General features: G+C 56.5%; 13 protein-coding genes. 4 read left to right on the forward strand and 9 right to left on the reverse strand.

What is annotated here, in order from left to right; all coding sequences use genetic code 11:
• Nucleotides 1-29 precede the first annotated feature (29 nt).
• Nucleotides 30-1,313, reverse strand: a complete 1,284-nt coding sequence (purD, locus tag TH2_RS16215) for a phosphoribosylamine--glycine ligase (protein WP_008891521.1) — start codon at nt 1,311-1,313, stop codon at nt 30-32.
• 115 nt (nt 1,314-1,428) lie between these two features.
• Here purD and xseA point away from each other — a divergent pair, with 115 nt between their 5' ends.
• From xseA to TH2_RS16230, 3 genes are read left to right on the forward strand one after another with little or no spacing between them, the layout of a single operon-like run.
• Nucleotides 1,429-3,105 carry an exodeoxyribonuclease VII large subunit gene (gene xseA, locus TH2_RS16220; protein WP_008891522.1) on the forward strand — a complete coding sequence of 559 codons (1,677 nt, stop codon included), beginning with the start codon at nt 1,429-1,431 and terminating at the stop codon, nt 3,103-3,105.
• Nucleotides 3,105-3,959 carry a M23 family metallopeptidase gene (locus tag TH2_RS16225; protein ID WP_008891523.1) on the forward strand — a complete coding sequence of 285 codons (855 nt, stop codon included), beginning with the start codon at nt 3,105-3,107 and terminating at the stop codon, nt 3,957-3,959. The genes xseA and TH2_RS16225 overlap by 1 nt, the downstream gene beginning before the upstream one ends.
• A gap of 15 nt (nt 3,960-3,974) precedes the next feature.
• Entirely contained in the window at nt 3,975-5,513 is a 1,539-nt protein-coding gene (locus TH2_RS16230) for a gamma-glutamyltransferase family protein (protein WP_008891524.1), read from the forward strand.
• A gap of 23 nt (nt 5,514-5,536) precedes the next feature.
• Here TH2_RS16230 and TH2_RS16235 read toward each other — a convergent pair whose 3' ends face one another.
• The 6 genes from TH2_RS16235 to TH2_RS16260 form a co-directional block, all read right to left on the reverse strand.
• A complete protein-coding gene (locus tag TH2_RS16235) occupies nt 5,537-6,130 on the reverse strand; it encodes a hypothetical protein (RefSeq protein ID WP_008891525.1) in 594 nt (197 codons plus the stop codon).
• Nucleotides 6,131-6,235: 105 nt separating this feature from the next.
• Entirely contained in the window at nt 6,236-7,135 is a 900-nt protein-coding gene (locus tag TH2_RS16240; protein WP_008891526.1) for an LpxL/LpxP family acyltransferase, read from the reverse strand.
• Nucleotides 7,128-8,099, reverse strand: coding sequence for a tetraacyldisaccharide 4'-kinase (gene lpxK / locus TH2_RS16245; RefSeq protein ID WP_008891527.1), 972 nt, complete (start codon nt 8,097-8,099; stop codon nt 7,128-7,130). The genes TH2_RS16240 and lpxK overlap by 8 nt, the downstream gene beginning before the upstream one ends.
• The gene (locus tag TH2_RS16250; protein WP_008891528.1) at nt 8,092-9,384 is read right to left on the reverse strand and encodes a 3-deoxy-D-manno-octulosonic acid transferase; all 1,293 of its coding nucleotides are present in this window, start codon (nt 9,382-9,384) and stop codon (nt 8,092-8,094) included. Before TH2_RS16250 ends, lpxK begins: the two co-directional genes overlap by 8 nt.
• Nucleotides 9,381-10,112: a lysophospholipid acyltransferase family protein gene (locus TH2_RS16255; protein WP_008891529.1), complete on the reverse strand. Its 732-nt coding sequence runs from the start codon at nt 10,110-10,112 to the stop codon at nt 9,381-9,383. Before TH2_RS16255 ends, TH2_RS16250 begins: the two co-directional genes overlap by 4 nt.
• A gap of 62 nt (nt 10,113-10,174) precedes the next feature.
• Nucleotides 10,175-11,983: an ABC transporter ATP-binding protein gene (locus TH2_RS16260; protein ID WP_008891530.1), complete on the reverse strand. Its 1,809-nt coding sequence runs from the start codon at nt 11,981-11,983 to the stop codon at nt 10,175-10,177.
• A gap of 175 nt (nt 11,984-12,158) precedes the next feature.
• Here TH2_RS16260 and TH2_RS20620 point away from each other — a divergent pair, with 175 nt between their 5' ends.
• A complete protein-coding gene (locus tag TH2_RS20620; RefSeq protein ID WP_008891531.1) occupies nt 12,159-12,956 on the forward strand; it encodes a BUD32 family EKC/KEOPS complex subunit in 798 nt (265 codons plus the stop codon).
• A gap of 13 nt (nt 12,957-12,969) precedes the next feature.
• Here the strand turns inward: TH2_RS20620 and TH2_RS16270 are convergent, their stop codons facing one another.
• Together TH2_RS16270 and TH2_RS16275 are read right to left on the reverse strand one after the other, a co-directional pair.
• On the reverse strand, nt 12,970-14,112 hold the full coding sequence (locus TH2_RS16270) for a glycosyltransferase family 4 protein (RefSeq protein WP_008891532.1): 1,143 nt from the start codon (nt 14,110-14,112) through the stop codon (nt 12,970-12,972).
• Nucleotides 14,109-15,026, reverse strand: a complete 918-nt coding sequence (locus TH2_RS16275; RefSeq protein WP_008891533.1) for a UDP-2,3-diacylglucosamine diphosphatase — start codon at nt 15,024-15,026, stop codon at nt 14,109-14,111. The genes TH2_RS16270 and TH2_RS16275 overlap by 4 nt, the downstream gene beginning before the upstream one ends.
• Nucleotides 15,027-15,036 lie beyond the last annotated feature (10 nt).

A 15,036-nucleotide genomic window follows, 5' to 3' on the forward strand; every position in this document is an offset into this window, starting at 1 on the left:
CGATTTTGGTAGCTTGGTCTGCTTGCAGCTTAGCCCTGTTCGCGGGCAACCGCGCGCCAGCCGATATCGCGGCGGCAGAAACCACCATCCCAATCAATTGCATCAACCGCCTCATAGGCGCGTTTCTGGGTTTCGGTCACCGTCGCACCGCGTGCGGTCACACCAAGAACGCGGCCACCGGTCGCAACCAGCTTGTCGCCATCCATCTTGGTACCGGCATGCAGGACTTTGACCTTGTCCATGGCGTCCGCCGCCGGGACGTTTTTGATCTCGGTGCCTTTTTCGTAGGATCCCGGATACCCCTTGGCGGCCATGACAACGACCATCGCGGTTTCATCGTGCCATTCCGGTTTGACTTTATCGAGCGTGCCGGTGGCTGCCCCGTCCAGGATATCAAGCACGTCTGATTTCAAACGGGTCATCAGCACCTGACATTCCGGGTCACCAAAACGAATGTTGTATTCGATCAGTTTCGGGTGGCCTGCGTCATCAATCATCAGACCGGCAAACAAAACCCCCTTGAACGGATGGCCTTCATTGGCCATGCCCTTGACGGTCGGGATGATGATCTGATCCATGACCTTGGCTTCGACCGCATCGGTAAAGACCGGAGCCGGGGAGTATGCACCCATGCCGCCGGTATTGGGGCCGGTATCGCCTTCGCCAACCGCCTTGTGATCCTGGGCTGCGACCAGCGGAATGACGTTTTTACCATCACATACGGCAAAAAATGAGGCTTCCTCACCTTTGAGGAATTCCTCAATCACGATTTCTGCGCCAGCATCGCCAAACTTGCCGCCGACCATGCATTCTTCAATCGCGGCAAAGGCTTCTTCATTTGTCATACAAATGGTCACACCCTTGCCAGCGGCCAGGCCATCGGTCTTGACCACAATTGGTGCGCCCTGTTTTTCGACAAACGCCTTGGCGTCTTTGGGATCGGTGAAGCGGCCATAGGCAGCGGTCGGCACACCGAACTTTGCCACCATGTCCTTCATGAAGCCCTTGGAGCCTTCAAGCTGGGCGGCTGCCTTGGAACAGCCGAATGATTTGATGCCCACGGCATCCAGTGCATCGACAAGGCCCGCCACCAGCGGGGCTTCGGGGCCGACAACGACCAGATCGACCGCGTTGTTCTTGGCAAAATTTACCAGACCATCAATGTCGCTATCGGAAATCGCAACGCATTCGGCCGAATCCGCGATACCGGCATTGCCCGGTGCACACCACAGTTTGGAAATGCGCGGGCTGCGCGCAATTGCCCAGCACAATGCGTGTTCACGTCCGCCGCCGCCAACGACCAGAACCTTCATGACTTTATCCTTCGACTTGTCCGATTGCTTGATGGTCCATGCGCGATGAACTAGGCTAGACCCAATTGCCACCCCGCAAAATTATTAGGCGGGCTTTTAGCATAAAGTACCCTTGATGACGCAAGATTTGTTCGACCCTTATGCCCCGGTTCCCGAAACGCCCGTAAAATCGGGAAATGCACCCGAATTTTCGGTTTCCGACCTGTCAAACGCACTGAAGCGGACCGTGGAGGATGCGTTTTCGTTCGTGCGGGTGCGCGGCGAAATTTCCGGGTTCAAACGCGCCAGCAGCGGGCATATGTACCTTGCGTTGAAAGACGACAAGGCGGTGATTGATGGCGTGTGCTGGCGCGGGCAGGCGGCCAAACTTGGCCTTGTGCCCGAAGACGGCATGGAAGTCATCGTTACCGGGCGGCTCACAACATTTCCGGGCCGATCAAAATACCAGATCGTCATCGAGACGATGGAAGTCGCGGGCGAAGGCGCGCTTTTAAAGCTTCTGGAAGAACGCAAAAAGAAACTCGCCGCCGAAGGGCTTTTTGATCCCGACCGCAAAAAACCGATCCCGTTCCTTCCCGATGTTATCGGCATTGTTACATCGCCCACGGGTGCCGTGATCCGCGATATTATGCATCGCCTGCGCGATCGTTTTCCGCGCCGGGTTTTATTGTGGCCAGTACTCGTGCAGGGGCAAGGAGCCGCCGAACAGGTGGCCGAAGCCGTGCGGGGCTTTAATGATCTTCTGCCCTATGGCCAGATCCCGCGCCCGGATGTGTTGATCGTTGCGCGCGGTGGTGGGTCACTTGAAGATCTGTGGTCGTTTAACGAGGAAGTCGTTGCCCGCGCGGTGGCCGAGTCTGATATTCCGGTAATTTCGGCGGTCGGCCATGAAACCGACACCACCCTGATCGATTTTGTTTCGGACCTGCGGGCACCGACGCCCACCGGGGCGGCGGAAAAGGCCGTTCCGGTCCGGGTTGAGCTGATTGGTCAGGTCGAGGAAGATGGTCTTCGTCTGGCGCAAGCCGTCCGGCGTTTGGGCGTTGAAAAGAAAACGGCGCTTGAAAGTCTGGCGCGTGGTTTGGGCGATCCCAAACGCATGCTCGAGGAGCGCAGCCAGACGCTTGATAACTGGGCGGATCGTTTGCCGCGTGCGGCGGTCAATGTCACGCAGCAGGCGCGTGCCCGCCTGAACGAGGCCAGTGCACGACTGGTCAGCCCGCGTGAACAGCTTTCAGAAAAGCGCGGACGTCTGGAAAACGCGGCATTGCGTCTGGATGGTGCGATGAAATCCGCGCTTCAGATGCAGAAATCCCGCCTTGATCGGGCAACTGCGGGCCTTCGGCCCAGTGACGCCAAACGCGACATTGCCCGTGCCGACAAACAGATCATTGATCTGGGCACACGTTTGCAGGGCGCGGTTCGCAATACGCTTAACCGCGAGGCAGAGGGACTTGCCCGCTATGACCGGCTTTTGGAAAGCTATTCCTATCGCAATGTGTTGAAACGCGGGTTCGCGGTGGTACGCGACGGGAACGGCAACCTTGTTGGAAAATCGTCCGATCTCGTCACAGGTCAGACCTATGATCTTGAGATGGGCGATGGCATTACGCCGGTGACGGCGGGCGAAGGTGTTGCGACGTCAAAACCGCAGAAGGGCGGGGATGATAGCGCTAACATCGCAGCACAAAACACTGCCCCATCCACGCCAGAAAAGGCTGCCAAACCAAAACCGGCGAAGAAGAAAAATCCACCCCCCAAAGATGATGACAGACAAGGGAGCCTTCTGTAATGCGTGTGACGATTTCTGGCATGCTGGCCGCAGCGGGCCTTTTGGCGGTTGGTCTTTCGGCACAGGCGGCCGAGCCGACCTATCAGGGGCAGTTTGTTCAGGGCGGTATTGTGTTCGGGCAAACCGATGCCGGATCGGAAGTGCTGCTGGATGACGCGGCAATTGATACCATCGCACCCGATGGCCGGTTTGTTTTGGGGTTCCCGCGCGATTACGAGGGCCCGGCACGGGTCAGCATCCGGCATGCCGATGGCAGTGTCGAGGCGTTCAGTTACGAGATCGGTGATCGTGAATTCAACGTTCAGCGCATAGACGGGCTGGCACCCAAAATGGTGACGCCCGATCCGGAAGTTATCAGCCGCATTCAGGATGATTCACGCCAGGCCCGTGAAGCGCGCACCGAACGGTTTACCGAGAACTTCCTGAAAAACGGCTTTATCTGGCCCGCCATTGGTCCGATCAGCGGGGTTTATGGATCGCAACGTATTTTGAATGGCGAACCGCGTGCACCGCATTGGGGCGTTGATATCGCCCTTCCGACCGGAAGCCCGGTTGTGGCCCCGGCGGATGGTATTGTGACGCTGGCACACCCCGATATGTATTTTTCCGGTGCGACACTGTTTATCGATCATGGGCTTGGTGTTGTGTCGGCGTTTTTGCATCTGTCGGAAATTGATGTGAAAGTTGGTGATGTGGTGAGCCAAGGCGATCTGATCGGCAAAATCGGTGAATCAGGTCGTGCGACCGGGCCGCATCTGGATTGGCGGGTCAATGTCGGGGCGGCACGGGTCGATGCCCAGTTGCTGGTGCCACCGATGGAAGAAGCACAAAAGACCGCAAACGCCAGTCAGTAACGGGAAACATAAGCCATGAAAACCCACGGGGCCGTTGCCGCAGGACATGCCGTTACCGCAGATGCAGCCGCCCGTGTGCTTGACGCTGGTGGCAATGCCTTTGACGCGGTGATCGCCGCGATGTGGGCGGCCTGTGTGGCGGAGCCGGTTCTGGCATCGCTTGGTGGTGGTGGGTTTGTGATGGCGCGGCCCGCCGGGCAGACGCCACGGCTGTATGATTTCTTTGTCGAAACGCCGCTTGAAAAAAGATCGCGTGAAAACCTTGAATTTGAAAGCCGCCTTGCGACCTTTGCCGGTGGCGTGACCCAGGAATTCCATGGTGGCTATGGTTCGGTGGCAACGCCGGGTGTGGTGGCGGGGCTTTTTGCCGCCCATGACGATCTTGCCAAACTGCCGATGGTAAAACTGGCGGAACCGGCGATCCGTGCGGCACGCGATGGCGTCGAACTTGATGCCTTTCAACGCTATGTGATGGGGATTGTCGCGCCGCTTTTGGGTTTTTCCCGCGACAGCCGGAAAGCGTTTGGCAAGGCTGGCAAAACCGGTGCCGATGACTTTGAACTGCCTGATGCAGGGGTATTGCACCTTCAACCTGATCTGGCGGACAGTATTGAGTATCTCGCCCAGAACGGGGCAGATGGATTTTACCAAGGTGATATCGGTAAGGCGCTTGTAAGCGCATGTGCTGACCATGGCGGCTATCTGACGGCACAGGATCTGGCGGCCTATCGCGTGCTGGTGCGCGACCCGTTACTGGTATCCGGTCGCAAGGGGCGGTTTGTCCTGAACCCGCCGCCCGCATCTGGCGGGGTTCTGGTCGGGTTTGGGCTCAAGCTTGCGCGCGAAATGGCTTTGGGCGGCTTTGGGTCCGAGCGGCATCTGGAAGCGATATCGCGGATCATTCATGCCACGGGCCTTGCGCGTGGCGAACATGGTGCCAGTCCCGCCATCTTGGGGGACGAGCTTTGTGAACGCTATCGCTCAATCATCGGTGAACGTCCGCTTAGTCAGCAGGGAACCACGCATATCTCGGTCGTGGATGCGCAGGGTAATCTTGCGGCGGCAACGATTTCAAACGGATCGACGTCTGGGCGGGTTGTGCCGGGCACCGGGATCATGATGAACAACATGCTGGGTGAGGCCGATCTGTCGCCTGAGGGATTTCACAATTGGCCCTGCGGGGTTCGCATGACATCGATGATGACCCCGGCGCTTTACCTTGGCCAGGATGGGGCATCTATCGCGCTGGGGTCGGGTGGATCAAACCGCATTCGATCCACCATGCTGCAGGTGTTGCTCAATATCGATGCGTTCGACATGACCTTGCACGGCGCGATATCGGCACCGCGCATGCATGTCGAAGAGGATCTTTTATCGGTCGAGCCTGGATTCGATGGGGCATTGCTGGATGGTCTCAGCCTTGCCAATCAGCAGCGTTGGGATTGCGAGGATATGTTCTTTGGCGGGGTGCATGCTGCCAAGGTTGGTGACGATGGCAAGGCCCTGTCGGCCATCGGCGATGGACGGCGGAATGGTCATCAGATCGTTATCTGACCAGGCAAATAAGGCGGTTCAGCTTATCTGAAACGCTGAATGACGGCGAAAATCAGGGAAAAAATCGCAATCAGAATGATGGCAACGGTTGCAATCAACAGGGCCTGTTTGGTGCGCAATTCATAGGCCTGCTTGCGTTCGATATAGACGATCACATCGCGACGTAACTGATCCATTTCCGGTGCAACATCAAGACTGCTGAGATAAAGCTTGGCTCCGGCGCGTGCGAGAAGATCGTTGGTCTTGTTCATTTCGCGCGTAAACAAGGCAAAGCGTTCTTCGGTATCGGCCAGATCATCAAGGAGATCCGGGCCATCTTGCCCGGCCGACGCGATTGTAATGGTTGTACGGGTAAGGTCGCGCGCGTCATCCTCGATACATTGCGACAAGGATTTTCGCGGTTGATCGGATATGCATTCCACTTGTCGGTTGCCAAATTCTAGGAGCACGCGGCGCAGATGTTCCTTGAGTTGCTGATCAAGTTCGGAAATGCGCAGCCGGATATCACGCGCTGTTTCCCGAATGGTCGTATCATTCTGGTCAAGCGCCATGGTCGGCCAGGCGACAAAGATCGATCCGGCAAGGATAAGGGACAAAATGATCAGCAAACGACGCAAGAAAGAGGGGCTCCGAAGACGCGTTCCAAAGGCAATGGACGGCCATTCTGCGTCAACAGAGTTCCTATTCGGTTAATGGTCTTTGGGGAAGGTCGGTTGGGGAAGTCACTTCGGCCAGCGGCGATGCAGCCAAAGCCATTGTTCTGGACGCTCTCGGATCCAGGATTCCATGACAGCGTTGACCTCTGTCATGATTGCCAGAATGTCGGCATGCCGGTCACCGGTTTTGGGAACATCAAGGGCCGGATAGAATGTCATTCTGAAATGCGCACCGTTCAGACGTTCAACACGTACAGGGATAACCGGCGCATCATACTTGATCGAAAATTGTGCCAAGGCTGGTGCTGTCATTGCATCCCGGCCAAAGAAAGGCACAGCGATGCCATCTGCCATTTTCTGATCGACAAGCATGCAGGCACTGCCACCTTCTTTCAGAAAGCGGGTGAGTTTGCGTGCGCCATCCGGGCCTTTTTTGACCAGTTCGCCGCGGAACATTTTTCGGGCGCGTATGAAAAGGTTGTCGACCCAAGGGTTGTCAGGTGCCCGATAGACACACATCATATCCCGATCAAGAGCCGTTGGAATTGACATCGCGACTTCCCAGTTGCCGATATGCCCACTGAAATACAGCCCCGGATTTTCGCCGTTCTCTGCGAGACGGCCATTCTCGATCCCGACCACCTCTATGCGCGGGCCACCCGGACGCATTTTATGCAGATGCGGAATTTCACCGAGAGACCGACCAAGGTTGTCCCACATGCCAATGATGATCTGTTGGATTTCGTCCGCAGATTTTTCCGGAAACGCTGCTATCAGATTATTGCGGGCCTTTTTGGTTTGGCCGACCTTGGGGCCAAGGGTCCGCAGAAGCCAACCGCCAAAGTTTGACGCGACATCAATCGGCAACAGGGCAAACATCCAATAGGCCAGATACGCGCCGAACCCCTGAAGCGGGTGGGAGATGTATTTCTGACGCATTTTGTAAATTTGGCTGTTTTTATCCATCGGCAAGCACTGACGTCACGATTTTGGCGAGCTGTTCTGGTGCCTCAAACACCAGACGAATATCGAGACTGCTTATGCCGTCCCGTTCCGTCATTGGCAAGCGCATGAGATCTTTCTGCGTGGTGACAAGTCTGGCATCAAGCCTTGCGGCCTCGGCACGCAAAGCGACAAGTTCCTGCGGGGTAAAAGGGTGATGATCTGAAAAATCATGCGTTTGGACGATATGTGCCCCAGCTTGGCGAAGACTGTCATAGAACTTGGCAGGGTGGCCAATGCCGGCAAAGGCCAGAACGCGGGCCTGATCAAAATCCGCCCCGTTGATTGGCGCGACCACAGCCCGCAAAACCGGAACCGAGGCTGGAAGGCGAGTAATGAAGTCTGGTGTCTGATCGCCGATCAGAATGATGGCACGCACTTTTTCAAGGCCGCTGATCAGGGGTTCGCGCATGGGGCCGGCGGGCATGACGCGGCCATTGCCAATGCCATAGTTGCTGTCGATCACAGCAAAACTGCAATCCTTGATCAGGGTTGGATTTTGCAATCCGTCATCAAGAATGATCGCATTGGCACCGGCATCAACTGCCATTTCGGCGCCAAGGGCACGGTTGCGTGAAATCCAAGCCGGGCCATGCTGGGCCAGCAAAAGTGGTTCGTCACCAACTTTGTCGGCCGTATCAACGCCCGGATTGACGCGGTGCGGGCCTTCAAGCGATCCGCCATGGCCGCGGCTGACGAAATGCGGCGTGCGGCCAAGGCCTGTCAGAAGATTGTAAAGTGCGACCGCAGTCGGGGTTTTGCCCGCACCACCCACGGTGAAATTGCCGACGCAGAAAACCGGGCAGCCGGGATGGCGCGGCGTGGTTGTCAGTTTGCGAAAGCAGGTGCCCGCCCGCCAAGCAGCCGAGAGCGGGCTTAGAAGTTTGGGAATGACCCCGTCATGCTGCCAGAATTCCGGATCACGCATCACGGGCCTCCTCGATGCCCTTTTGCGCCAACAAGGGGCGCAAGGCATCAAGCGTTCGATCCAGCACTTCGGCCTTGGAGTTCGCGTAATCAAGTGCGGCTTTGGCGATTTTCCCTGCGGACTCAGGGTCGCGAAGCAGGGCGGCAACCTGTCGTGCAAGATCATCCGCATCTGTCACCGGGCGGCAGGCACCGTTCGCCAGCATTTCGGCGCTGATCGCGGCAAAGTTGCTCATATCCGGGCCGTGCAAAATGGCGCAGTTCAATCGTGCCGGTTCCAGCGGGTTCTGTCCGCCACCGGCAGACAGGGTTTTGCCCATAAAGACGATTGGCGCGATACGGTAAAACAGGCCAAGTTCACCCATGGTATCGGCAAGATAAACATCAGTGCCCGGTGTGATGTCGTGGCCGAGGCTTCGGCGCGAAACCTGCAGGCCCTGTGCGACCAGATCGGCCTCAATATCATCGGCCCGGTCGGGATGACGCGGCACGATGATGGTCAGCACACCACTATGATCGCGGGCGAGTTTTTTGTGAACGCCACCGGCAATATACTCCTCGCCCTTAAACGTGCTTGAGGCGAGCCAGACCGGACGGTGACCAATCTGTTCCTGAAGCTTGGCCAGATCAGTTTCATCGGCGGGCAGGGGCGGGGCGGCAAATTTAAGATTGCCAACAGCCCGGACGGATGTCGCCCCGAGACTTTCAAATCTTGCGGTTTCGTCACTGCTTTGGGTCAGGATGAGATCAAACGCGGAAATAACCGGCCGGATAAAGGACGGATAGCGTGAGTATCCCTTAAAGCTTTTTTCCGAAATGCGCCCATTGAGCAATGCAAGGCTTACACCGGCTTTCTTTGCCTTGGTCAGAAGGTTTGGCCAGAAGTCGCTTTCAAGCCAAAGGGCGACATCAGGTTTCCAGTGATGCAGGAAACGCGCGACACAAACCTGACGGTCAATCGGGACGAACTGGTGAATGACGCCCTTGGGCAAGCGAGCATGCATCATGGTCGCCGATGTGACCGTGCCAGTTGTCACCAGAATGGATGCCGACGGATAAAGACGACGGATCTCATCAATCACCGGCAAGGCGGACAGGGATTCCCCCACACTGGCCCCGTGGATCCACACCAGATGTCCTTTGGGACGGGCCGCACCCGGATGACCAAAGCGTTCACCAATACGCCCTGCGTCTTCCTTGCCGCGGTTTTTACGACGGTTGAGATAAAGGTTTAGCGCCGGACCAAGCAGGCGGGTTGCCGCGCGATAGGCGTAAAACAGGCTCATGACCCGGTTTCCCCCGCCGCGATGGCAGATCGCTTTTGCTTGGGCAGTTCATCGGGCGCAGCAGGCGGGATCACCGCAAGACCAAGTTCACGATCAGTTTCCTGGGTGAGCCTGGTCAGGGCGTCTTCAAGCTCGATCCGTTTGGCTTCCATGCCTTCGTCATCAAGCTTGCGGTCGACAAAAATCGGATCGCCCCAGTGAAAAACACCGCGTGAAAAGGGCAGGGGTAAAATGAAGCGATCCCAACTTTGAATGACCTTGCGGTTGGAAGCCGAATAGGTCAGCGGGAAAATCGGAACACCTGCCATGCGGGCGGCCTGAATGATCCCGTCGGATGCCCGCATGCGGGGGCCGCGTGGCCCATCTGGCGTCATGCCGACGACTTCGCCAGCTTTCAGCGCCTTAAGAATCTGGCGCAGGGCCGCGGCACCGCCTTTGCCCTTGCCGGTCGATCCGGCGATGGTCTTGATATCAAAGCGTGCAATCGTCCGAGAAATGATTTCCCCGTCACGATGCGATGAAATCAGCATGTTAAACGGGCGGTCCCCACCGACCGAGCGCCAAGTATAGGGCATCATCAAAAGGCGTTGATGCCAGAAGGCAACGATAAACGGTTTGCCTTCTGTCAGGTAGTGGGCCGGATGGTCACCACCTTTGGTGCGCCAGCGTCCTGTGGCACGCATCAGGCGCACATAAAACGCCGCCAGCCAGCACAGCGTGCTGCGCATTGTATCGCTTTTTATGATCCGTTTATGCCACTGCACGCCCGATATTCCCGAAGTTGTCCGGATCAGTTTCCGTTTTCTTCCGAGAATTGCAAGTTATAGAGGTGCGCATAAGCCCCTCCCAGTGCTAGCAATTCTTCGTGTTTGCCCTGTTCGGTCACGCGACCATTGCTGACGACGCAAATCTTGTCGGCATCAATGATGGTCGACAGACGGTGCGCAATCACAAGGGTCGTCCGGCCTTTCATCAGTTCGGCCAAAGCCCCCTGAATATGGCGTTCGGATTCCGTATCAAGGGCCGAGGTCGCTTCATCAAGCAGCAGGATCGGCGCGTTTTTCAGCATGGCGCGCGCAATCGCAATACGCTGACGCTGCCCACCCGACAGCTTCACACCATGTTCGCCGACAATCGTGTCATAGCCATGTTGGAGCTGTCCGATAAAGTCGTGGGCGGCGGCCTGACGTGCGGCTTGTTCGATCTCGGCATCCGATGCCCCGGCGCGGCCATAGGCGATGTTGGCACGCACCGTATCGTCAAACAGGGTGATTTCCTGGCTGACAAGTGCGGTTGCCTTGCGCAGGCTTTCAAGCGTCACATTGCGGATATCCTGACCATCAATGGTGATGGCACCCTGATCAATGTCATAGAAACGCGGGATCAGGTTGAGGATGGTCGATTTGCCCGCACCCGACGGGCCGACAAGGGCCACGGTTTCGCCCGCCTTGATATCAAGATCAATCTCGCGCAGTGCTGTGATTTCAGGGGTATAGGCAAAGGCAACGTTTTTGAAGTTGATGTTGCCACCCGAAACTGCGAGCTCCTTGGCTTCCGGTGCGTCCTTGATTTCAGGTTCGATATCAAGAACCGTGAAGACGCGCTGGGACGCAGCAAGGCCTTGCTGCAAGGTGATGTTGATATTGGCCAGACGTTTGACCGGCTCATAGGCCAGCAGCAACGCCGTGATAAAGGCAAAGAAGCTTCCGGGGTCGCTTGCCCCGTCGATCACGCGGTTGCCGCCATAAATGATGATCGCAGTGATTGCTGCACCACCAAGTGTTTCCATGATGGGGGAGGAACGCGCGCTAACCGTCGAGGCCTTGAAGCTCAGTTTGAAAACGGTTTCAACCAGCTTGCCCATGCGTGAACATTCATAGGGCTCCATGCCATATGCCTTCACGTGGCGAATGCCCTGGAAGGTTTGTTCAAGCAAGGTGGCGAATTCGCCAATCTGTTGCTGGGTGTTGGCAGATACCTTGCGCATGCGTTTACCCAGTCGCGCAATCGGATAGATCGCAGCGGGAAATACGGTAAAGGCGATGATCGCCAGCAACCAGTCCTTGTAGAACATGACGCCGACAAGGACGGTTGCGGTCAGAAGGTCTTTGCCAAAACCGGTCAGCGAGTTTGAAACTGCTGCGCGCATCGCGGTGATGTCGTTGGTAAAGCGCGTGATCAGCTTGCCGGTATTCGTGCTGTGGAAAAAGCCGATATCAAGGCGAATGACGTGCTCATACAGGCTGTTTTGCAGATCGGCCAGAATACGCCCGCCGACATAGCTCATCAAAACCGTCTGGCCATAGTTGGCAAAGCCTTTGAGGGCAAAGGAGCCAAGAACCGCTGCCCCGACGGGGACCAGCATGTTTTCCTTCTTGTTTATGAAAACATCATTGATGATCGGATCCATCAAAAGCGCGTAAAGGCCAGTCGCCCCGGCCATCAGAGCCATGCACAGAAGGGCAAGCAGTATTTTGCCAAGATAGGGGGCAACCGCATCTCGCACGATACGCTTGACCAGCGGCCAGGTACCCCAGTGTTCTGCAGTATGATCCAACGAATTCTTTGGCAATGATTTGATCCCGGCCTTCTTCGCCATTTCCAGATTGTATCGAATTGATACTATCGTTATGGATACGGCATCATAAAAGTAAAATACTCGCGCTGTTGCTAGCACGCTCGGACAAGGGCGGCAAGCTGCTGAGACGCTTTAACGGACACAAAAATGGTCTGCATAACAGCAGATTACCAACTGCGACATATAAGACAAATAAATGAACGAGCAACTCCACGCACTTGTCGAACGCACTGTGGCCCAAGGTGTCGGTGCACGGGTTTTCCCGCTGCGCTGGGATAACCGGCGCATTTGGGTCAAACAGGCAGTTCCGGCCAAACATAAAGTCTGGCACAGCGTTCAGCGCTTTGCGGCCAACATTACCGGTATTCCATTGTTGCGCCCGACCGTATCGCCCGGCGGGCAAAAGGGCCTTGAAAGCGAGGCTGCGACCTTGCGCAAGCTTGCCGCCCTTGGTGTGTTGGTCCCGGATCTGATTGACGTCGGTGAAAACTGGATTGCCATTGGCGATAATGGCCGCATCCTTAAAACCTGCATCGAAGATGATGTCGACAAGGGCAATGATGATGCCATCCGTCGTCATGTTGTCGACGCCGGTGCGGCCTTGGCAAGATTGCATGGCGAAAGGGTTGCGCATGGTGCGCCGTTGCTTCGCAACATGACACTGCGCGACGATCATCAGATCGGCTTTATCGACTTCGAAGAAGACCCGAACGCCCGCATGCCGGTGATTGATGCCCAGGCACGCGACATCTTGCTGTTTGTTTTTTCCATCCAGCGTGAATTTAAAAAACGTCCGGAATTGCTGCGTGCCGGATGGCAGGCCTATGTCGAGGCCGCTGGCGAAACCGCACCGCAAATGGTGCCGCTGCGCAAGGTGATCAGGCTGTTGCGCCCGGTCTATCTGATGCTCCGCCCGTTCCGTCGCTGGCTGGGCACGGATGCGCTCAACGGTCTTTGGGCATATCGCACCTTGCGCAAAAGCCTTTATCGCTGATCAGGCGTGCGGCCTATTGGGCTGGTTGCTCAACAGGTGCCGTGCCTGCCGCGGTTTCAGGCGCGTGATCCGGTTCTGCGACCGTTGATTTTGCCGTGCTGGTATTTGCCGCGTCATCCAGTGAAATCCGGGTTGCCTCAACACCATCAAACCCACCGGAAAACGGTGCCAGATTGTGCAGGAACTGGTTGGCCGAGTTGCGCCAGCTATATTGTTCGGCCAACGCGCGGGCATCGTCACTTTTAAGCTCCAACGCCGCCAAGGCGGCCTCGCGCAGGTCGGCATCAATGGCGCCAGCCTTGGTGCCGCGCACGATATCGGCTGGTCCCTGAACCGGGAAGACGGCAACCGGGGTACCCGATGCCAGGGCTTCAAGGATCACAAGGCCGAAAGTATCGGTCTTGCTGGGGAAGACAAAAACGTCGGCGGCGGCAAAGGCCGTTGCCAGTTCTTCACCGATTTTTTTGCCGAGAAACTGCGCGTTGGGATATTTGCCCTTCAGCTCATTTAGCTGCGGGCCATCGCCAACGACAAACTTTGTGCCGGGCAGATCAAGATCCAGGAAATGGCCGATATTCTTTTCCACCGCAACCCGGCCAACAAACAGCCAGTGCGGCTTTGGGAAATCGCCAAAGCTTGCGTCTGGTCGGGGGCGGAACAGGTCCAGATCGACACCGCGTGACCAGATTTGCAGGTTGTTAAAGCCCCAGTTGGACAGTTCCTGACGCAGGGTTTCGGTTGCAACCATGACGGATTGTGATTTGCCGTGGAAATGCTTCATGCCGCGATAAAGGATCGAAAGCGGCAGACGCCAGCGGGCATGAATATATTCCGGGAAGCGCGTGTGATAGGCGGTCGAAAACGGAATGCCACGCTTAAGGCAATAGGCCCGTGCGGCCTGACCCAGCGGGCCTTCGGTGGAAATGTGGATGGCGACGGGATGAAGGGCCTCGATCATCTTGGCCATTTTGCGTTTAGCAAAAAGCGCCAGCCGGATTTCCGGATAAGTCGGGCAGGGGATGGTTTTAAACTGATCGGGCGAGATGACATGAACGTCATGTCCCATCTCGCCCAACTCGCCCCGTACGGTTTCAAGGGTACGGACAACACCGTTGACCTGCGGATACCAGGCATCGGTTACGATCAGTATTTTCATGCAGTCTTTCCAATCGGTGCATCATTGCCCTTTTTCGAAGAGCCCGATGCAGAGTTGCCCGCTTCATGGGCGATACGAAACATGGAAATCAATTTGCCAAGGCCAAGCGACGGGGCGCTTGCCGCATCGTGACCAGGGCTTGAATGGCTCATCGCCATCTGGCGCATTTCGGCCCAGTGCAGCAGTTCAAGCTTGCCTTCCTTGTCTTCGACAAGGGCAGTACAGCTTTCAACCCAGTCACCATCATTGCAATAAAGCACATCACCGATCTTGCGTTTTTCGGCGTGATGGATATGGCCGCAGACCACACCATCCACCTTGCGTTTGGCGGCTTCGTGGGCGACGGCATTTTCAAAGTTGCAGATGAACTGAACCGCGTTCTTCACCCGGTTCTTAAGATAGGCCGAAAGCGACCAGTATCCGTAACCAAGGCGGCGGCGAACGCCGTTGAAATAGCGGTTGAGCGTGATGGCAAGGTTGTAGGCGGTGTCACCAAGGTAGGCCAGCCACTTGGCATATTTGACGACCCCGTCAAATTCGTCGCCATGGATGACCAAAAGGCGCTTGCCATCGGCGGTGACGTGGATATCGTTCATTTTAACGTCGACATGGCCAAAAGTCATATCGACAAACTCGCGGGCGAATTCATCATGGTTCCCGGGGACGAAGATGACTTTGGCGCCATTCTTTGCCTTCTCCATGATTGTCGTGATCACGGCATGATGACTTTCCGGCCAGTACCAGCTTTTCTTAAGGCGCCAGCCGTCAATAATGTCACCCACCAGATAATAGGTGTCTGCCGTCACTTCATTGAGGAAATCCAATAGAAGGTCTGCCTGACATCCACGTGTCCCCAGATGGACGTCTGAAATCCAGACCGTGCGGTAATGCGGTTGCAGCGTCATCGCTGTCATTGCCGCTCCT

It is taken from the genome of Thalassospira profundimaris WP0211, assembly GCF_000300275.1.
Classification (GTDB): Bacteria; Pseudomonadota; Alphaproteobacteria; order Rhodospirillales; family Thalassospiraceae; genus Thalassospira; species Thalassospira profundimaris.